The sequence below is a fragment of the Caulobacter sp. LARHSG274 genome, assembly GCF_052871235.1.
Window position 1 is genome coordinate 1 of record NZ_JBIXJO010000013.1, and the last position, 18,268, is coordinate 18,268.

The following is an 18,268-nucleotide window of genomic DNA, read 5'->3' on the forward strand; positions in this document are numbered from 1 at the left end:
CGCGCCCTCGTCGCCGGGGCCCGTCGGAAACGGCGGGGTTCCGGAGTCCGGCTAGGCCTTAACAGGGCCGCCTACCGGACGCGGACGGAAAACGAGCGCGCGGAGCGGTGGCTTCGTCGAAACGGTATTTATCAAAGAACTCCGGACGTCGTCCGGCGCTCCGCGTCCCTTTCCATCACCTCAGCGGTCATCCGCGTGAGGCGGCGAGCGCGCGCCTTCCTACCGACCCGCCGAGGCGGAAGTGGGGACTTCCCCGCCGATCCGTGCTAAGCGCCCGCCAGCGAAAATCACGAGAGATCCATGGCCCTTAAAGTCGCCATCGTCGGCCTGCCCAATGTCGGCAAGTCCACCCTGTTCAACGCCCTGACCCAGACGGCGGCGGCCCAGGCGGCCAATTATCCGTTCTGCACGATCGAGCCCAACACCGGCGAGGTGGCCGTGCCCGAGCCGCGCCTGGACGCCCTGGCCAAGATCGCCGGCTCCAAGGAGATCATCCCGGCCCGCATCACCTTCGTCGACATCGCCGGCCTGGTGCGCGGCGCGAGCAAGGGCGAGGGCCTGGGCAACCAGTTCCTGGCCAATATCCGCGACTGCGACGCCGTGGCCTTCGTGGCCCGCTGCTTCGAGGACGGCGACATCGTCCACGTCGAGGGCCGCATCGACCCGATCAGCGATCTGGACATCATCGAGACCGAGCTGATGCTGGCCGACCTGGAGAGCCTGGAAAAGCGCGTCCCGGCCCTGGAGAAGCGGGCCAAGGTCGGCGCCGACAAGGAGAGCGCCAACACCCTGCGCCTGGCCAATATCGCCCTGGCCCTGCTGCGCGAAGGCCGCCCGGCCCGCGCCGCCAAGATCGACGCCGACGACGAGAAGGCCTGGCATATGCTGCAGCTGCTGACGGCGCTGCCGGCCCTCTATGTCTGCAATGTCGACGAAGGCAGCGCCGACAAGGGCAACAAGTACAGCGACCTGGTCGCCGCCCGCGCCGCCCAGGACAACGCCAAGGCCGTGGTGATCTCGGCCCAGATCGAGAGCGAGATCGCCCTGCTCGAGGCCGGCGAGCGGGCCGAGTTCCTCGAGACCCTGGGCCTGGAGGAGCCGGGCCTCAACCGCCTGATCCGCGAGGCCTACAACCTGCTGGGCCTGCAGACCTATTTCACGGTCGGTCCCAAGGAGGCCCGGGCCTGGACCATCCATGTCGGCGACACCGGCCCGCAGGCGGCCGGCGTCATCCACACCGACTTCGAGAAGGGCTACATCCGCGCCGAGACCATCGCCTTCGACGACTTCGTCAAGCTGGGCGGCGAGAACGGCGCCAAGGAGGCCGGCAAGATGCGGGCCGAGGGCAAGGACTACATCGTCAAGGACGGCGATGTGATGCACTTCCGGTTCAACGTCTAGGACAGTGGTGACGGCGAACCTGTCCATGCTGGGGTTTCAGCGGTTCAAGGCACGAGCGAACGGCCGACTTTTGGGTGGCTTTGCCCTCGCCTGCGCCGCCATCGTGGCCTGGGCCGCGACGGCCGAGGCTCAGGAAGCCCCGCTGGAGGCCCTGCCTCGCCCGCCCGGCGGCGAAGCCGTCCACACGCTGAAGAGTGATGGACCGCCCCAGACCCATCCCCCGGGGCGGATCGCCGTCGGCGACGTCCTCGTCTCCGCCCCCGTCCGGCACGCCCTGACGGGGATCCTGCAATGGGACGTGCTGCGCGTGGATGGGCTTAGCGGCAGGCGCATGGCGGTCCCGGCGGGGACCGAAGTCTTCGGTATGCGCACCTCGATGGCCGTGCGTCAGCCGACGACGGACTGGGCCCGCCGACACGGCGCACCTGGTACGGTGCTTCCCCTGAACGACCAGACCATCTGGTGCCTAGCCCAGGCGCCACGCGGCGCCGATGGGAAGACGATCTGTCTGCCGATGATGGGCGGCATTTATCGCTGGGTTGAGGCGGGTCCCGCCCTCTATCCCTCCGAGATCACAGCGACCAGCAAGTCGCCAATGGTGAGCGGAGTCCTTGTCGCCCCGGCGCCGGTCGAGCGGTTGCCTACCATGCGTCGCGCCGTCGGTTTCGGGGGCTGGACGGCGGATGGCCTGCTGATCGACACCACGATCGACGGCGCCGGCCCGACACCGATCGTGCTGCGCCGCTCCGTACCGCGGGAGGCTGATGGTTCGGTCATTCTTCGCATTCAGGGCGGAAGACTGCTGCTAACGCCGGTCGCCGAAGCGCCGGAGACGGCCGAACTCTCGATCCTGACGGCACCAGCGCCAAGTGCGGCCCCCTAGCGCCAAACCTACCAATCCCCGACGCACGAGGAGGCCTTCATGACCAACACTGTCACCCTCACCTCCGCCCTCGACGGCTTCGCCTTCACCGCCGCCCATGCGCCGGCCCAGGGCCCGCGCCGGGGCGGCGTGATCGTGGTGCAGGAGATCTTCGGCCTCGACCAATTCGTGCAGGCCGACGTGGCCCGCTGGGCGGCGCTCGGCTTCGAGGTGCTGGCCCCGTCGCTGTTCGACCGGGTCGCGCCCGGCTATGTCGGCGGCCGGGAGCCGCAGGACTTCGCCACCGGCTCGGCCCACGTCAAGACCGTGGGGCTGGAGGCGATGCTGTCGGACATCCAGGCCTGCGTCGACGACCTGGCCCCGCGCGGACCGGTGTTCGCGGTCGGCTACTGCCTGGGCGGTTCGCTGGTCTGGCTGGCGGCCGGGGCGGTCAAGGGGCTGGCGGCCGGCTCGGCCTATTATGGCGGCCTGTTCGCCGCCCATGTCGAGCGGCCGGTGACCACGCCGCTGATCGTCCATCTGGGCCGGACCGACGCCCACATCCCGGCCGACGCGGTCAAGGCCGCCATCGCCGCGGCCCACCCGGAGGTTCCGGTCTACATTTATGACCACAGCGGCCACGGCTTCAACAACGACGGCCGGGTGGACGCCGACCCCGCCGACGCCCGGCTGGCCCGCGAGCGGACCCTGGCGCTGTTCGAGGCTCATGGGGCGGCTCGGGCATGACCGGCGAACCCATCATCCTGACCGCGGCGAACGGCGAGCGCCTCGCCGCCTATCACGCGCCGCCGGGCGAGGCGCGGCGCGGCGGGCTGGTGATCCTGCACGCCATCTGGGGCGTGACGCCCCATATCCGCGCCCTGTCGGACGAGTTGGCCGCCGAGGGCTACGAGGTCATCGCCCCCAGCCTGCTCGATCCGGCCGACGCGCCCTTCCCCGCCCTCGACCTCGACCCGCCCCGGCTGGAGGCCCGCATGGCCCTGGGCGAGGCCAGCGGCTGGGGCGTGGCGGCCCTGCCCCGGGTGCAGGCGGCGATCGACGCCCTGGCCAGCGCGGGCCCGGTGTTCGCCATGGGCTTCTGCTTCGGCGGCACGGTCGCCTGGCTGGCGGCCGCCCGCTGCGCCGGCCTGACGGCGGTGTCGTGCTTCTATGGCGGCGACATCATCCGCCATGTGGCCGAGACGCCGAAGGTCCCGACCATCCTGCACTTCGGCAAGACCGATCCGCTGATCCCCTTGACCGACGTGGCGGCGATCGAGGCGGCCCATCCCGACCTGCCGATCTGGCGCTACGACGCCGGCCACGCCTTCGTCGCCCCGAGCGGCCACCATCCCGACAGCGCCCGCCTGGCCATGCTGCGGACCCTGCAGCTGTTCCAGCGGTCGGGCGGCGCCAAGGGCGAGGCCTAGGGCATGATGAGGACAGATGGAACGCCCACCTTATCCGTCTCCCCGGCGAAGGCCGGGGCCCAGATCATAGGGCTGTGTATTTCGGATAGGCGGCCAGTACGACGGCTGAACCTGGGCCCCGGCCTTCGCCGGGGAGACGGGATGAAAGGTGATTCAGCCTTCAATCACCGCGCGCTAGGCGGGGCGATGTCACATCGGCGGCATCTTGTCGAACTTCGGCAGGGCCGGATCGAGGGCGTCCCAGGCGTGGCCGCGCACGGCGTAGGTGACCATCTGGGGCGTGTAGCGGGCCGGATCGTCGAGACTGGCGGCGTGGACGGTGAACAGGTCCGGCATGGCCGAGAAGGTCAGATAGACCGGCGACCCGCAGGTCGGGCAAAAGCCGCGCGTCTTCACCGCCCCGCTGTCGGCGACCATGTCCCAATGGCTCGCCGCGCCCTCCAGGGTCACGCGCCGGCGGTCGCCGAAGGTCAGGTAGGACCCGTGCCCCGTGCCGCTCTTGCGCTGGCAGTCGCGGCACTGGCAGTGGTTCATCGCCAGCGGTTCGCCGGCGATTTCATAGCGGATCGCGCCGCAGGCGCAGCCGCCGGTGAAGGCCTCGCTCATTTCATCGCTCCTCTCGTCGATTATTGTCGGGTGGCGTCAGTCCTGTCCGCCAGCCAGGGCGCCGACCTTCTGGACGACCTTGGGCCAGCCGTCGCTCATGCGCTTGAAGGCGGTCTCGTTGCTCGGCTTGAAGCCGGCATGAACCAGCCGGACCCGGACGCCGCCCTCGACCCTGGCCAGGGTCCAGGTGACGACGGTGTCGAGGCGCGAGCCGTAGCCGGCGTTGGCGTCGTCGCCGCCCCGCCAGCTGTAGACCAGGCGCTCGTTCGGCCAGACCTCCAGCACCTGGCAGTGGATGACGCCATCCCACGGCCCGGCCGGCGTCGTCTGGTAGGTGAAGCGACAGCCCTCGACCGGTTCGAAGCCGGTCGGGACCATCAGCCAGCGGCCCATCAGCTCGGGGGTGACCAGGGTCTTCCAGATCACGTCCGGCGCGTGCGGGAGGATTTCGTCGACGACGATCTCCTGGGTGGCGGGTTTCAGGGCGGCGTCGTTCATGGATCGATCTCCTTGAGGAGGGTTCTGAGGTTGGCGAAGCGATCGCGCCAGAAGACGCCGTAATGGCTCATCCAGTCGACCAGCGGCGCCAGGCCCTCGGGCTGGGCGCGGTAATAGACATTGCGGCCCTCCGGCCGCTCGGCGACCAGGCCGGCCAGCTTCAGGGCCTTCAGGTGCTGGGAGATGGCGCCCTGGGTCACCCCGCTGCCCCGCGTCAGTTCGACGACGGTGATCTCGTCGGACATCACGATGCGCTCGAACACGGCGCGCCGGGTGGGATCGGCGAGGGTGCGCATCACGGCGTTGATGGGGGCGGCTTCGGTCATTGGAGATACGTTAGTGAACACTAATGCATTAGTCAATGCTAATTCGTTTGTCGCCAGCCCACCCTTGCCCGCCGCCGCGGCTGGCTCGATATTCCGCCGGCCACGCATCGAAGAAGGACCAAGATGACCAGCGCCAGGATCGGACGTCGAAGCTTGCTGGGGGCTGTCGCGTTGGCGATGGCGGGCCCGTTCCACGCCCAGGCGGCGGTCGGCAAGCCGCGGGTGGCGATCCAGACCGACCAGGGCGTGATCGTGGTCGAGCTGGAGGCCGGAAAGGCGCCGATCACCTCGGCCAATTTCCTGCGCTATGTCGACGCCCGCAAATATGACGGCGGGACGATCTACCGGGCGTCGCGGACCAAGGGCGTCAAGGGCGCCGGCTCGATCCAGGGCGGGCCCGCCGCCCGGGTCCGGCGCTTCGCCCCCATCGCCCAAGAGAGCACCCGGACGACCGGGCTGCGGCACAGGGCCGGCACGATCTCGCTGGCCCGCAACGCCCCGGGCACCGCGACGGCGGATTTCTTCATCTGCGCCAGCCCGGCCCCCTATCTCGACGCCCATCCCGGCGCGCCCGGCGACAACCAGGGCTTCGCGGCGTTCGGAACCGTGGTCGAGGGCCTGGCGATCGTCCGCAAGATCCTCGCCCTGCCGACCACGGGGACGCCGCTGGTCCCGTCGATGAAGGGCCAGATGCTCAATCCGCCGGTGCAGATCCTCAGCACGAAGCGGTTGAGCTGAAGCTCAGGCCGGCCGCCGGTCGCCCGCTGGCGAAACCTTGTCTAGGATCGGCCCATGCGCCCCGCCGCCTCCCTGCTGATCCTGTGCCTGCTGGCGGCGAGCGGCGGTCCGGCCCTGGCCGGCGAGACCGCCTGCTGGTTCGAGAACGGCGCGGTGGTCGTGCCCGCTGCGATCGGCGGCATGGCCGGCGACTACGTGCTCGACCTTTCGGCGCCCCGGACCCTGCTGCACGAGACCGCGGCCCAGCGGGCGGGCTATGCCGAGACCGCCCTGACGCTGCCGGTGCTGCTAGCCGGCCAGCGGACGGCCCCCGGACCGGTGACCGTGCAGGACCTCGACTATCGCAATGTCGGCTTTTTCACGCCGATCCTCGGGGTGATCGGGGCCGACATTCTTGGCCGCTATGTCGTCACGCTCGACTTCGCGCCCTGCCGCCTGGACTTGGAACTCCTGGGAAGCGCCGGGAGGCCGCGCGGACGGGGTCTGGGCGTGACGGTGGTCGGCGGCGTGGCGACGGTGCAGGCGGCGGCTTCCGATGGCGTCGGCGGCGTGGCGGGGGCGTTCGCGCTGGATACGGCCTCGAACGGCGGAGTGCGGGCCCGGGGGCCGGCCGACGCGCCGCGGCAGAAGCCGGCCGGGACGCTGCCGGCCCTGTCGCTGGACGGCGTCCTGCGGCGGGACCTGCCCGCCGTCGTGGCCGGCGAGTTGCCGGACGGGGTGGTCGGCGCTCTGGGCGTCCAGGTCCTGGCCGGCTATCGCCTGCGGCTGGATCCGGCGGCCGGGCGGCTGTGGCTGACCCCGGTCGCCGGCCACGAAAAAGGGCCCGACGTTTCCGCCGGGCCCTGATCATTTCGCAGGCGCTGGACCGCTCAGTGCGACTCGTTCTTCCAGACCTTGCGGTAGCTGGCATAGAGCAGGCCGGTGAACAGCAGAAGGTAAAGGAGTACCGCGAAGCCGGTCTGCTTGCGCTCGTCCAGCTTCGGCTCGGCGGCCCACATCAGGAAGGCCGAGACGTCCTTGGCTTCCTGGTCCAGCGTCGCCGGCGTGCCGTCGTCGAAGGTCACCTGGTTGGCCTTCAGCGGCGGGGCCATGGCGATGAAGCCGCCCGGCGGCGTGTGCTCGTGCGGGCCCGACCAGTAGGAGGTCAGGTCGCCGGCCATGTAGGGGTTGTAGTGCTGGTTCGGGCCGATCTTCAGGCCGGCGGGCGGATCCTTGTAGCCGGTGACGATCGAATAGATGTGGGCCGGACCTTCCTCGCGGGCCTTGGCCAGCAGCGACATGTCCGGCGGCAGGGCGCCGCCGTTGCTGGCGCGGGCCGCGGCCTCGTTCGGGAACGGCGAGACGAAGCGGTCGGCCGGGGTGGCCGGACGCTTGATCGGGTCGCCGGTCTCGGAGTCGATGTCGGCCACCTCGTAGTCCTTGGCGATCGCCTTGACGTACGGGTTGTCGTTCGAAGTCTTGCCGAACTTGGCCGAGTACTTCTCGTCGTAGAACGGACCGCCCTTGTCGCCAAGGTTGCGGAAGCTGACCAGGTTCATCGAGTGGCAGGCCGAGCAGACCTCGCGATAGACCTTGTAGCCGCGCTGCAGCTGGGCCTGGTCGAACTTGCCGAACGGACCTTCGAACGACCAGTGGACGTCCTTGGCTTCCAGGGCGCCGTGGGCGGCCAGGGCCGGGCCGGCGGCGCCGGCCGTCAGGAGACCCGCGACCGCTGCGATGACGGAGAGTTTGCGCAGCATCGAGATCAGCCCTTCATTTCAGGCGCGGCGGCCGCTTCGGCCGGCACGGTGGCCGGGTGCGACAGGGCGGGGGAGGCGATGGAGTCCGGCACCGGCAGGGTCTTTTCGACCAGGCCCAGCACCGGCAGGATCACCAGGAAGAAAGCGAAGTAGAACAGCGCCGCGACCCGCGACAGCCACACGAAGCTGTTGAGGTCGGCGTCGATCAGCGTGAACGTCGTCACGCCCGGGATGACCGGATCGCTCGGCAGCTTGGCGCCGCAGAGGCCCAGGATGCAGCAGGCCACCACGAAGATCACGAAATAGACCTTGGCGGTCGGGCGATAGCGCATCGAGCGCACCTTGGAGGTGTCCAGCCACGGCAGGGCGAACAGGCAGGCGATGGCGCCGAACATGGCCAGCACGCCCATCAGCTTGTCCGGCACGGCCCGCAGGATCGCGTAGAACGGCAGGAAGTACCATTCCGGCACGATGTGCGACGGGGTCACCAGCGGGTTGGCCGGGATGTAGTTGTCGGCGTGGCCCAGGGCGTTGGGCAGGTAGAAGACGAACACCGCGAACAGGATCAGGAACACGCCCATGGCGAAGCCGTCCTTCACCGTCGCGTACGGCGTGAAGGGCAGGACGTCGGCCTTCGACTTGGGCTCGACGCCGGTCGGGTTGTTCTGGCCGACCACATGCAGGGCCCAGATGTGCAGGATCACCACGCCGGCGATCATGAAGGGCAGCAGGTAGTGCAGCGAGAAGAAGCGGTTCAGGGTCGGGTTGTCGACGGCGAAGCCGCCCCACAGCCAGGTGGTGATGGCCGGGCCGACCACCGGCAGGGCCCCGAACAGGTTGGTGATCACCACCGCGCCGTGGAAGCTCATCTGGCCCCAGGGCAGGACGTAGCCCATGAAGGCCGTGGCCATCATCAAGAGGTAGATCACGCAGCCCAGGATCCACAGCACTTCGCGCGGGGCCTTGTACGAGCCGTAATAGAGGCCGCGCAGCATGTGGACATAGACGGCGATGAAGAACATCGACGCCCCGTTGGCGTGCATGTAGCGGATCAGCCAGCCGTAGTTGACGTCGCGCATGATGTGCTCGACCGAGGCGAAGGCGTGGTCGGCGCTGGGCGTATAGTGCATCACCAGAATGATGCCGGTGATCAGCTGGGCGGCCAGGCACAGCGACAGGATGCCGCCGAAGGTCCACCAGTAGTTCAGGTTCCGCGGCGTGGGGTAGTCGACGAAGCTGTCATAGCCCAGGCGCACGATCGGCAGACGGGCGTCGAGCCAGCGCTCGAAACCGGTCTTGGGTTCGTAGGTCGAATGTCCGCTCATCTCTCTTAGCCGATCTTGACCTTGGTGTCGGATAGGAAGGTGTAGTCCGGAACCGCGAGGTTCTTCGGAGCCGGACCCTGGCGAATGCGACCCGAGGTGTCATAGACCGAGCCGTGGCACGGGCAGAACCAGCCGCCATAGGCGCCGCCGCCGAAGGTCGGCACGCAGCCCAGGTGGGTGCAGCTGCCGACCAGGACCAGCCATTGGGCCTTGCCCGGCTTGACCCGCTCGGCGTCGGTCTGGGGATCCTTCAGGGCCGCATGGTCGTCCTTGACCGCCGCGGCGATCTCGGCCGCCGTGCGGTTGCGGACGAACAGCGGCTTGCCCCGCCATTTGACCGTCACCTGCTGGCCGGACGCCACCTTGCTGAGGTCGAACTCGATCGAGGCCAGGGCCAGCGTATCGGCCGACGGGTTCATCTGGTCGATGAACGGCCAGGCGATCGAGACCGCGCCGCCGGCGGCGGCCGCGATCGTCGCGATGTAGATGAAATCCCGGCGGCTGGGGTCTGACCCCTGCGCCGGTTCAGTCGTTGCGCCCACGGCGGTGTCGGCCACCTAAGTCACCCTTCGAAACCGTCGAACCGCACGATCGGTTCGACCAGGAAAAGCGCCAAAGGCGCCGTATCTCGTCTGGACCCGCGAGCGGGTCGTCGCCACAAGGCCTGGACCCGCGAGCGGGTCTTGGTCACAAGGGGCTTCAAGCGGATCGTCCTATCGGACGCGCGGACCGAGTCCGCAAGCCCTTTCGATTCGCAGCCATGCCCCTGTCGGCCCTGTGGTGGTTCGCTTAGAATGCGTCTCGCGCTTTTTCAACCCGGCATTCCTCAGAACCTGGGGGCGGCGATTCGATTGTCGGCCTGCCTGGGGGCGGGCCTGGACGTCATCGAGCCGTGCAGTTTTCCCTTGGACGACAAGAGCTTGAAGCGCGCGGCCCTCGACTATGGCCCCCTGGCCCACATGGTCCGCCACTCGTCCTGGGAGGCCTTCCTGGCCGCACCGGAGCGCGACGAGGGGCGTTTGCTGCTGTTCACGACGCAGGCGACGGCGCCCTTCCACAAGTTCACCTTTCGAGCACGCGATACTTTGTTGTTCGGCAACGAGAGCCGCGGCGCCCCGCCGGAAGTCCACGCCGCCGCCTTCGCGCGGCTGAGAATCCCGCTGCGGCCGGAGGCCCGGTCGATGAACCTGGCGACTACCGCCGCCATGGCCCTGGGCGAGGCCCTGCGGCAGACCGACGGGTTTCCGGCCTAGGGGGCGGCGGAGGCGATCTTTGCAAGACACGGCTTCTCGACCTCGGGCTTTCGCGACGAGTGGGATGAGGAGGTGCGGAGCGGCCGGGCCAGGCCCGGGGACCGTGGGGTTAGTGTTTGCGTTTCGGCGTGGACAGACCGCTCCGCGGAACCGTTTTTCTCAAGGGACGGCGACTGAGGGCCTGTTTCATCCCGATCGACGTTCCCCCTCGGACGGGCAGGATCAAAGTCGCCCGGAAGGGGCCGTCAGCGACTCCGACAGATCCTGGAACAGGCCGGTTTGAACCTCCCGGCCCCGTCGACCCGCCTGTCCCGCGACCGTCCCCGGCAGACCTTGGAGCCTTCTGAGCCCCGCAACCCGCCGCGATGCGATCGCCAGGCCCAGGCGGCCCCGCTCGGTTCCATCTCCATCGCCGCTTCGGGTCGGTACCAAGCGCCCTCCTCCGCGACGGAGACAGGTTTGATTGTGCGGGAGGTTCGAGCCCTGGCGCGTGGGTGACGCTGGTTATTTTTCAGGGCGTTGAAAGGGCTGGGGTTTTTGGCGTCAGCGCCGGGGATGGAGCGGCGTCGATCCCCGCAAACGCCCTTGCGGGACCCCCTCTATCTTTTCCTTCCCGTCGGCGGATGGGGGAAGGTGGCCCCGAAGGGGTCGGATGGGGGTGAACGCGCAGCGTTCTTCTCGCCGCCAGCTCAGCAGTCACCCCCATCCCCGGCCCTTCCCCCATCAAGGGGGAAGGGAGCTGGCCTCGCCCGCCCGCCGGCGAGGCTGCGGGCTTACGCAAACCGGACCTTTTAGAGGCGGCAACGGGGTGGGAAGCGGACGCATGCCTCTAGCTGCGCCGGGCCGAAGTGTGACGATGCTTAGTGGCCGGCATCTTTCGGTCCGGGGTTTTGCCAAAGGCCTTGACGCAATTCACGCCAGTTCCATGAGATCGAAACGACGCCCCCCTTAGTGGGCAAACCAAGCATCATTTCTGGAACGCGCATTAGCGCGATGGAGCTGTCGATGGCTGCACTGACATGCTTGTCCATCACTCCTTTCGAGCGGCACCGCACGAGATCGCCATTGGGTCCAACCCGGCAGGTGGTCTCGGTCACGCCCTCGACGCGGCCCACTTGAGACATGATCTTCGTTGCCTGGGCATGGTCTGGCAAAGACGTCCATCTGGCGAAGCGTGCCGTGCAGACCCCTCCGCCCAACGAACATGGAAATCCGTCGGAGCCAGACGGAAGCCTGATCTCGATCGCAGCGGAGTAGCCGAGGGGGAGCCCGACCTCGGGTGACGTTTGACCGTCCGTCGTCTTGGTCACTACGGCTGTGCCCTGGGTCGTTTCCGGAACCATGTTCAAGGCGGGAGACGGCGGGGTCGGCGCCCTGGCGTTGGTGCTGGTCTCCAGGTCGCCGCACGGCAGCTTGTTGGCGGTTCGGACGACGCCATGCGGGCGGCACAGGGTCTGGAGACGGCACATCGCGGGTATGTACGTGCCGATCGCTCTGCTCTGCTTGAGCTGGATGCTCGCGTTCGGACCAGCAAAATCCCTGATCTCCGATGCCGGCGGCAGGGCGCTGATCAACAGGTGGCGCATGCGCTCGAAAGCCGAGGCTCCCTTCAGCCTTTGGCGTTCGGCGAGGATATAGAATCGGAAGCGGCGGCCGCCGTCTTCTGCCGGCTCGGCGAGCTGACTGTCGGACATTGACAGGAAGTAGTTGTAGATCGACCCGCCGGGAAACTGTTCGCGATCGTAGTCTTCAATGCCGCCGATGGGGTCGCCTCCTTTGCGGGCGTAGCTGACGCGGTCGCGGTTGTCCCATTGGGTCACCTGGCGAAAAGCCGCGCAGATTTGCTTTTCCGTCGCGCCGACCGGGATCCATTCCGAAGTCTTAAACAGCTGCTCAGGCAAGGGTTTGGTGCCCTTGCAGGAGGCGGCGACCAAAGAGGCGTCGATAGTTTTGGGGGCGGCGGCCAACTCTTCGGGCAGGCCGAAAGCCGTGTAGGGCAGATTCCAACCCCGGCTAGTCCCCGTCCACATGCGTTCGGTGCAATTCTTTTTGCAGACTGCCCACGCTTCTGGTCGCAACGGGAACCGCCGTCCGGCAACCTCCAGTACAACCGGGCCGCCGCCGGGGCCGCTGTTAAAAGGCCAATCCTCTCGGATGCATACGGCTCCATTTGAGGTGTTTGTATATTTGAGCGAAAGACTACCGTCGTCAGGCCGATCGATGAATTGGTAGGGCAGCGGAGTCGGCATTGGCCCTGATGAAACCAGGGCGAAGGCCGCCAGTACGATCCCGATCATCTTCAGCCGCCGCATGGTGCCCTCCCCACTATAAGCAAACCCTCCCTAGCCTGCCGCCAAGCATTCTGTCGCCAGCTTTGCTGTGCGACTGCAAGAAAGCTCAACCGCTAGCTATCCGACGGTAGAGCCAACGTCCGACTTGGGTCGAAACTCACCATTGACGCCCACGCCGGCAACCCAGCCTTCAAACCGCAACCACCAGCCCAGGTCGACTTCACCCCCTAAGGACTTCTGCGGATTTGCGCCCCGCGCCGTGAACGCCTAATCGGCTGGGCCATGAGCACCGCCCTCGATCTCGACCGCAAGAAAGCCGCCGCCCGCGCCTGGTTCGAAAGCCTGCGCGACCAGATCTGCGCCGCGTTCGAGCGCCTGGAGGACGAGGCTCCCGCCGACCTCTATCCCGGCCCCGCCGGCCGCTTCGAGCGCAAGCCGTGGGACCGCGAGGCCGGCGGCGGCGGGGTGATGGCGATGATGCACGGCCGGCTGTTCGAGAAGGTCGGGGTGCATGTCTCGACGGTGTTCGGGACCTTCACGCAGGAGATGGCCAAGGCCATGCCCGGGGCCGACCAGGATCCGCGGTTCTTCGCCACCGGGATCAGCCTGATCGCCCACATGACCAATCCGCGGGTGCCGGCGGTGCACATGAACACCCGCTTCATCGCCACCACCCAGAGCTGGTTCGGCGGCGGCGGCGACCTGACGCCGCTGCTCGGCTATCAGCGCCGGCAGGACTTTCCCGACGCGATCGACTTCCACGCCGCCTACCAGCGCGCCTGCGACGCCCACCACCCCGACTGGCACGCCAAGTACAAGGCCTGGTGCGACGAGTACTTTTTCCTGCCGCACCGCAACGAGCCGCGCGGAATCGGCGGCATCTTCTACGACCACCACGACAGCGGCGACTGGGACCGCGACTTCGCCTTCACCCAGGATGTCGGCAAGGCGTTCCTGGAGATCTATCCGCAGCTGGTCCGCCGCCGGATGGGCGAGGCCTGGACGGCGCAGGAGCGCGAGGAGCAGCTGGTCCAACGCGGCCGCTATGTGGAGTTCAACCTGCTCTATGACCGCGGCACGATGTTCGGCCTCAAGACCGGCGGCAATGTCGAGTCGATCCTCAGCTCGATGCCGCCCGTGGTGAAGTGGCCGTAAGGGGGCCTCTTCGCTAAGCCTTCGGGCACTTGGCCCCGGTGTCGATCCAGGCCTGGATCAGTTGGCCGAACGCCGCCTGGGTTCCAGGCGCGGGGCGGCGGCCCTCGCCCGGGCTCCAGGCCCAGCCGACCAGGTGGTCGTTGGCCATGTGGTCGTGCAGCTGGGCCAGGCCGCGGCCGCCGTTGCGGGCCGGATCCTTGAGCTGGGCGCAGATCGCGCCGAGCGACCGGCCCTGCCAGGCCATCTCGGCCGGGGCCAGGGCCCATTTCGGATCGCCGGGGATCGAGCGGACCGCCTGCCCCCAGGTCGGGACATTGGCCGGGCCGTGGCACGACCCGCAGGGCAGGCCGGCGGGACCGTGGCCGCTCTGGCCGGCGACCATCGGCGGATTGTGCGGATGGCGGTCGTCGCCCTGGGTCGGGGCCCGCTGGACCGGGTGGCAGTTCAGGCAGCGCGGGCTGGCGATCACCTTGCCGGCCTCGGTGAACAGAGCGACCGAGCGGGCGGCCGGGTCGCCGATCGCCGCGAAGCTGGCGGCGCTTTTCAGGGTCTCGACCTGCGGGGCGGCCGGCGCGGGGTCGGCGGCGCGGACCCCGGCGGTCAGCGCCCCGCCGGCCAGCAGCACGCCGACGACAAGCACGAGGGTGGTGGCGCGCATGGGCTGATCTCCCGCCGTTCGGGCAAGGAACGGTCGAGCTAGCGCTTGGGTTGCCGTCGCTCAGCCGGCCTGGGCCAGGAAGGCGTCGATCCAACCGGCCACCCGGGCCCGGTCATTGGGTCCGGCCAGGCTGGCGATGGCCGCGTCGGCCTGGGCGTCTGTGTAGCGGGTTCCGCGCCGGGCCTCGATCAGGGCGACGGCGTAGGCCGGCTCGAACTCGGGATGGAACTGCATCGAGATCGCCGGCTGGTCGGCATAGACCAGGATTCCGGCCGGGTTGAAGGCGCTGCCGGCCACGGCCCGGGCCGTCGGCGGCAGGGCCACGATCTGGTCCTGGTGCGAGCCCGGCGCCGTCACCACCCGGTCGGTGGTGGTCGACGGGTCCATCCACGGCTGCGGCTCGGCGATGTCATAGGCCTGCAGGCCAACGCCCCAGCCCTTGTCGGACTTGACCACCTGGCCGCCGAACGCCTCGGCCATCACCTGGTGGCCGAAACAGACCCCGACCAGCGGCCGGCCGCGGGCGGCGCGCAGGAAGCCCTTCAGCGGCGCGATCCACGGCAGGTCGTCATAGACCCCGGCCGACGAGCCGGTGACCAGATAGGCCTCGCAGGCGGCCGGATCGGCGGGCAGCGCCCCGGCCTGGACGTCATAGGTCACATAGTCGTGCCCCGGCCCCAGCAGGGCCTGGAACATGCCGCCGTAGCGCCCGAAGGCCGGCTGCAGGGCCCGCGGCGGTTCGCCGGTCTCGAGCAGGCCGATCTTCATGCGCGGGTCTCCTGGCGTCCGTCTGCGATATAGGCGCGGGCTTTGCGTCCTTCGAGGCCCTCAGAACGCCATCCCCTGCACCACCGCCTTCAGCCGCTCGATGGCCGAGAAGCGGTCGTCGATGAAGTCCTGGTCGATCCACCAGGCCTCGACCTCGCGCATCACCGCGCCGACCAGCGGACCCTTGGGGGCCCCGGCCTTGAGGACATCGTCGCCGGTCAGGGGAAAGGGCGGCGGGGTCCAGCTTTCGCCCAGGGCCAGCAGGCCGCGCCATTGCGGGGTGGCGGCGGTGCGCGGGGCCGCGGCCCAGGCCAGCTTGACCCGGTCGCTGAACGCGCGCAGCCCCAGGGCGTAGACCGCCCGGCGGGTCTCGCGCGGGCTCATCCAGCTGACGATGGGCGGCTCCCGGCCGGCCGCGGCGACCAGCCGGTCCCGCAGGGCGTTGGACAGCCGCAGCCGCTCGGCGGCCTGGCCGGCGATCTGCGGATCGTCGGGGATCAGGGCGGCCAGGCGCAGCTCGGGGTCGTTTTCAAAGAGCTGCTCGGTCTCGATGGCGACCAGCGCCTCCAGCCGGGCCAGCGAGGCGGCGCAGGGCAGGATCGCGGCCAGCACGCCGGTCGCCGCCATCAGCCGCAGGGACGGGCGCGGATCGTCGGCGGCCAGCAGCTTCAGCAGCTCCTTTTGCACGCGCTCGGCGGCCAGGCTCTCCAGCCCGTCCTTCAGCGCCGCGCAGGCGGCCAGGGCTGCGGAATCGGCCTCGCCGCGGCCATACCAGGCGTGGAAGCGGAAGAACCGCAGGATGCGCAGATAGTCCTCGCGCAGGCGGGCCGCGGGATCGCCGACGAACACCACCCGGCCCGCGCGGGCGTCGTCAAGGCCCGCGCCCGTGGGGTCATAGACCTGGCCGGCGAGGTCGGCGTAGAGGGCGTTGAAGCGGAAGTCGCGACGCTCGGCGTCCTCGCTCCAGTCGTGGGTGAACGCCACCACCGCCCGCCGGCCGTCGGTGGCGACGTCGCGGCGCAGGGTGGTGATCTCGTAGGGCGCGCCCCCGGAAATGGCCGTCACCGTGCCGTGCTCGACACCGGTGGGCACGGCCCGCAGCCTGGCCGCGCGCAGCGCCTCGGTCACCTGGTCGGGGGTCAGGACGGTGGCGATGTCGATGTCCTCGACCGGCTTGCCCATCAGGGTGTTGCGCACGCAGCCGCCGACGAAGCGCGCGCAGCCGGGAAAGCCATGGGCCTCAAGCGCGGCGATCACCGCCTGGGTCTGCGGCAGCGCCATCCACGGCGGCGCGCCTATGGTCTCGATCCTCATGCTCGGCCCCCGTCCCCGCCGTCCTGCGCCCCGTCGGGGTGCAGCCGCTCATAGAGCGCCCGCAGCATGCCCGCCGTCGCCCCCCAGATGAACCGTTCGTTCCACGGCATGGCGTAGAAGAACCGCCGCTCGCCGTCGGGCTGGTCGCGGTGCTGGCGCTGGTGGTTGCCCGGATCCATCAGGAAGGCGAACGGCGTCTCGAACACGTCGGCCACCTCGTCGGGACTGGCCTGGAAGGTCGCGGCCGGGTCGATGAAGCCGACCACCGGGGTGACATGGAAGCCGGTCACCGTGCGGTAGCCGTGCAGCAGGCCGGCCAGGGTCACGAACTTCGGGTCGAGATTGACCTCCTCCTGCGCCTCGCGCAGGGCGGTCTCCCACGGGGTCTCGCCGGGATCGCAGCGGCCGCCGGGAAAGGCGATCTGGCCGGTGTGGCTGCGCAGGGTGTCGGCCCGGCGGGTCAGCAGCACGGTCATGCCGTCGTCGTGCTCGACCAGGCCGACCAGCACCGCGGCCGGGCGCAGGGCGTGGGGATTGTCGGGCAGGACGTGCGGGTTGAGATCGAAGTCCGAGCGGGCGGCGTCGAGGCTGGGATCGTAGGCGCTGATCGGGTCCAGCCGGCTGGCGATCCAGGCCCGGCGCTCGTCCCTCGTCAGGGCCGGGCGGGTCATGCCCGGTGGGCCCCGGCCGGGGCGAGCGGGAACCAGACGCCGTGGCTGGCCACGCCCAGGCGCGGGCCCTCCGGCGTCTCACGCTCCTGCGCCAGGCCGACCAGCTCATAGAATACCGGCCGGGCGATCAGCGCCTCCAGTCCCCGCCGGACATGCAGATAGGGCCGCGGCTCGCCGCTGGCGGCGTCGGTCTCGACGCGGATGGCGTTGTCCGGTCCCGCCTCGACCACGTCGCCGACATTGGTCTGGAAGCGCAGGATATTGCCAACCCCATCCTGGCTTGAAAGGAGGTCGACCCGGGTGGCGATGAACGGCGCGTCCTCGACCTGGATCTTCAGCTTCTCGACCGGGGTGACCAGGTGATAGCCGTCCGGGTCGAGCCGCAGCACGGTCGAGAACAGCCGCACCAGCGCCTCGCGGCCGATCGGCGAGCCCTCGTGGAACCAGACCCCGTCCTTGCGGATGCGGATGTCGATCTCGCCGCAATGCTCCGGATGCCACAGATGCACCGGCGGCAGTCCGCGCTCGCCGGCGGCCTTGGCCGTGGCGGTGAGGCCGGCGAGGCCGGAAGGGACGGGATCGGCGGTCATGGCCTTCAGGTAGGCCAAGCCGGCGGCCGGCTCAAGCGCGGTCAGGCGATGCGGATGGGTCCGGCCAGGCCGGCGTCGCCGCCCGCGACCAGGGCCTTGGCCAGCACCCGACGCGGGTCGGCTGGACCGGGCAGGGTCGCCGGAGCGACCGAGAAGCCAAGCCGGCCGAAATAGGGCGCGTCGCCGACCAGCAGCACGGCGCGCCAGCCGGCCTGGGCCGCCGCCTCGCAGGCCGCCTCGACCAGGGCCTGGCCCAGGCCATGGCTGCGCTGCTCGGCGTCGACGGCCAGCGGGCCGAGGAAGGCCGCGGGCTGGCCGCCGACCGTCACCGGCCACAGCCGCACGCTGCCGACCACCCGGCCGGCGTCCAGCGCCACGAACGAGCAGTCGTCGAGCTTATGGTTGCCCTCGCGCAGGCGCTCGGACGACTTGGCGAACCGGCCAGGGCCGAAGGCGCGGTCGACCAGGGTCTCGACGGCGCGGGCGTGTTCGGGCCGTTCGACCTGGATCGACGGCGGCGGGGCGACAAGGGGGGCGATGGCGGGAGAGGAGGACATCAACGCGCGGGATCCAGGCACGAAAGGGGACATAGCCCCGGATCGTGACGCGACCGAGACGGTCGCCGCCGGGGCGGTTCTAGGCG

Annotated in this window: 21 protein-coding genes; 8 read left to right on the forward strand and 13 right to left on the reverse strand. The window is 69.4% G+C overall.

Annotation, left to right across the window (positions count from 1 at the left end):
• Positions 1-300 precede the first annotated feature (300 nt).
• Genes ychF through ACIPQB_RS18305 form a run of 4 tightly spaced genes read left to right on the forward strand, consistent with a single transcriptional unit; the run spans position 301 to position 3,693 of the window.
• Positions 301-1,401, forward strand: a complete 1,101-nt coding sequence (ychF, locus tag ACIPQB_RS18290) for a redox-regulated ATPase YchF (protein ID WP_446486687.1) — start codon at positions 301-303, stop codon at positions 1,399-1,401.
• A 7-nt stretch (positions 1,402-1,408) separates the two neighbouring features.
• Positions 1,409-2,284 carry a hypothetical protein gene (locus tag ACIPQB_RS18295; RefSeq protein ID WP_446486688.1) on the forward strand — a complete coding sequence of 292 codons (876 nt, stop codon included), beginning with the start codon at positions 1,409-1,411 and terminating at the stop codon, positions 2,282-2,284.
• Positions 2,285-2,323: 39 nt separating this feature from the next.
• Positions 2,324-3,010, forward strand: coding sequence for a dienelactone hydrolase family protein (locus tag ACIPQB_RS18300; protein WP_446486689.1), 687 nt, complete (start codon positions 2,324-2,326; stop codon positions 3,008-3,010).
• The gene (locus ACIPQB_RS18305) at positions 3,007-3,693 is read left to right on the forward strand and encodes a dienelactone hydrolase family protein (protein ID WP_446486690.1); all 687 of its coding nucleotides are present in this window, start codon (positions 3,007-3,009) and stop codon (positions 3,691-3,693) included. Before ACIPQB_RS18300 ends, ACIPQB_RS18305 begins: the two co-directional genes overlap by 4 nt.
• A 189-nt stretch (positions 3,694-3,882) precedes the next feature.
• Here ACIPQB_RS18305 and ACIPQB_RS18310 read toward each other — a convergent pair whose 3' ends face one another.
• From ACIPQB_RS18310 to ACIPQB_RS18320, 3 genes are read right to left on the reverse strand one after another with little or no spacing between them, the layout of a single operon-like run.
• Complete coding sequence (locus ACIPQB_RS18310; protein WP_446486691.1) at positions 3,883-4,299, reverse strand: GFA family protein; 417 nt, start codon at positions 4,297-4,299, stop codon at positions 3,883-3,885.
• Positions 4,300-4,335: 36 nt separating this feature from the next.
• The gene (locus tag ACIPQB_RS18315; protein ID WP_446486692.1) at positions 4,336-4,797 is read right to left on the reverse strand and encodes an SRPBCC family protein; all 462 of its coding nucleotides are present in this window, start codon (positions 4,795-4,797) and stop codon (positions 4,336-4,338) included.
• Positions 4,794-5,123, reverse strand: a complete 330-nt coding sequence (locus tag ACIPQB_RS18320; protein ID WP_446486693.1) for an ArsR/SmtB family transcription factor — start codon at positions 5,121-5,123, stop codon at positions 4,794-4,796. The genes ACIPQB_RS18315 and ACIPQB_RS18320 overlap by 4 nt, the downstream gene beginning before the upstream one ends.
• Before the next feature lie 123 nt (positions 5,124-5,246).
• Here ACIPQB_RS18320 and ACIPQB_RS18325 point away from each other — a divergent pair, with 123 nt between their 5' ends.
• Both ACIPQB_RS18325 and ACIPQB_RS18330 read left to right on the forward strand, forming a co-directional pair.
• A complete protein-coding gene (locus tag ACIPQB_RS18325; protein ID WP_446486694.1) occupies positions 5,247-5,861 on the forward strand; it encodes a peptidylprolyl isomerase in 615 nt (204 codons plus the stop codon).
• Between the two features lie 54 nt (positions 5,862-5,915).
• The gene (locus tag ACIPQB_RS18330; protein ID WP_446486695.1) at positions 5,916-6,707 is read left to right on the forward strand and encodes a hypothetical protein; all 792 of its coding nucleotides are present in this window, start codon (positions 5,916-5,918) and stop codon (positions 6,705-6,707) included.
• 23 nt (positions 6,708-6,730) lie between these two features.
• Here ACIPQB_RS18330 and ACIPQB_RS18335 read toward each other — a convergent pair whose 3' ends face one another.
• Genes ACIPQB_RS18335 through petA form a run of 3 tightly spaced genes read right to left on the reverse strand, consistent with a single transcriptional unit; the run spans position 6,731 to position 9,482 of the window.
• On the reverse strand, positions 6,731-7,600 hold the full coding sequence (locus ACIPQB_RS18335) for a cytochrome c1 (RefSeq protein ID WP_446486696.1): 870 nt from the start codon (positions 7,598-7,600) through the stop codon (positions 6,731-6,733).
• Positions 7,601-7,605: 5 nt separating this feature from the next.
• On the reverse strand, positions 7,606-8,925 hold the full coding sequence (locus ACIPQB_RS18340) for a cytochrome b (RefSeq protein WP_446486697.1): 1,320 nt from the start codon (positions 8,923-8,925) through the stop codon (positions 7,606-7,608).
• 5 nt (positions 8,926-8,930) lie between these two features.
• Positions 8,931-9,482: a ubiquinol-cytochrome c reductase iron-sulfur subunit gene (gene petA, locus ACIPQB_RS18345; RefSeq protein ID WP_446486698.1), complete on the reverse strand. Its 552-nt coding sequence runs from the start codon at positions 9,480-9,482 to the stop codon at positions 8,931-8,933.
• Between the two features lie 237 nt (positions 9,483-9,719).
• On the opposite strand from petA, the gene ACIPQB_RS18350 reads away from it, so the two are divergent.
• Positions 9,720-10,178, forward strand: a complete 459-nt coding sequence (locus ACIPQB_RS18350) for a tRNA (cytidine(34)-2'-O)-methyltransferase (RefSeq protein WP_446486699.1) — start codon at positions 9,720-9,722, stop codon at positions 10,176-10,178.
• A gap of 860 nt (positions 10,179-11,038) precedes the next feature.
• Here ACIPQB_RS18350 and ACIPQB_RS18355 read toward each other — a convergent pair.
• Positions 11,039-12,490 carry a hypothetical protein gene (locus tag ACIPQB_RS18355; RefSeq protein ID WP_446486700.1) on the reverse strand — a complete coding sequence of 484 codons (1,452 nt, stop codon included), beginning with the start codon at positions 12,488-12,490 and terminating at the stop codon, positions 11,039-11,041.
• Between the two features lie 261 nt (positions 12,491-12,751).
• Here ACIPQB_RS18355 and hemF point away from each other — a divergent pair, with 261 nt between their 5' ends.
• The gene (hemF, locus tag ACIPQB_RS18360) at positions 12,752-13,624 is read left to right on the forward strand and encodes an oxygen-dependent coproporphyrinogen oxidase (RefSeq protein WP_446486701.1); all 873 of its coding nucleotides are present in this window, start codon (positions 12,752-12,754) and stop codon (positions 13,622-13,624) included.
• Positions 13,625-13,637: 13 nt separating this feature from the next.
• Here the strand turns inward: hemF and ACIPQB_RS18365 are convergent, their stop codons facing one another.
• Genes ACIPQB_RS18365 through ACIPQB_RS18390 form a run of 6 tightly spaced genes read right to left on the reverse strand, consistent with a single transcriptional unit; the run spans position 13,638 to position 18,182 of the window.
• The gene (locus tag ACIPQB_RS18365; RefSeq protein WP_446486702.1) at positions 13,638-14,282 is read right to left on the reverse strand and encodes an Isoquinoline 1-oxidoreductase subunit; all 645 of its coding nucleotides are present in this window, start codon (positions 14,280-14,282) and stop codon (positions 13,638-13,640) included.
• A gap of 60 nt (positions 14,283-14,342) precedes the next feature.
• A complete protein-coding gene (locus tag ACIPQB_RS18370) occupies positions 14,343-15,050 on the reverse strand; it encodes a glutamine amidotransferase-related protein (protein ID WP_446486703.1) in 708 nt (235 codons plus the stop codon).
• Positions 15,051-15,110: 60 nt separating this feature from the next.
• Positions 15,111-16,364 carry a CCA tRNA nucleotidyltransferase gene (locus ACIPQB_RS18375; RefSeq protein ID WP_446486704.1) on the reverse strand — a complete coding sequence of 418 codons (1,254 nt, stop codon included), beginning with the start codon at positions 16,362-16,364 and terminating at the stop codon, positions 15,111-15,113.
• Positions 16,361-17,020 carry a CoA pyrophosphatase gene (locus ACIPQB_RS18380; protein ID WP_446486818.1) on the reverse strand — a complete coding sequence of 220 codons (660 nt, stop codon included), beginning with the start codon at positions 17,018-17,020 and terminating at the stop codon, positions 16,361-16,363. Before ACIPQB_RS18380 ends, ACIPQB_RS18375 begins: the two co-directional genes overlap by 4 nt.
• 11 nt (positions 17,021-17,031) lie before the next feature.
• Entirely contained in the window at positions 17,032-17,625 is a 594-nt protein-coding gene (locus ACIPQB_RS18385) for a DUF1285 domain-containing protein (RefSeq protein ID WP_446486705.1), read from the reverse strand.
• Between the two features lie 41 nt (positions 17,626-17,666).
• The gene (locus ACIPQB_RS18390) at positions 17,667-18,182 is read right to left on the reverse strand and encodes a GNAT family N-acetyltransferase (protein ID WP_446486706.1); all 516 of its coding nucleotides are present in this window, start codon (positions 18,180-18,182) and stop codon (positions 17,667-17,669) included.
• Positions 18,183-18,268: the final 86 nt, after the last annotated feature.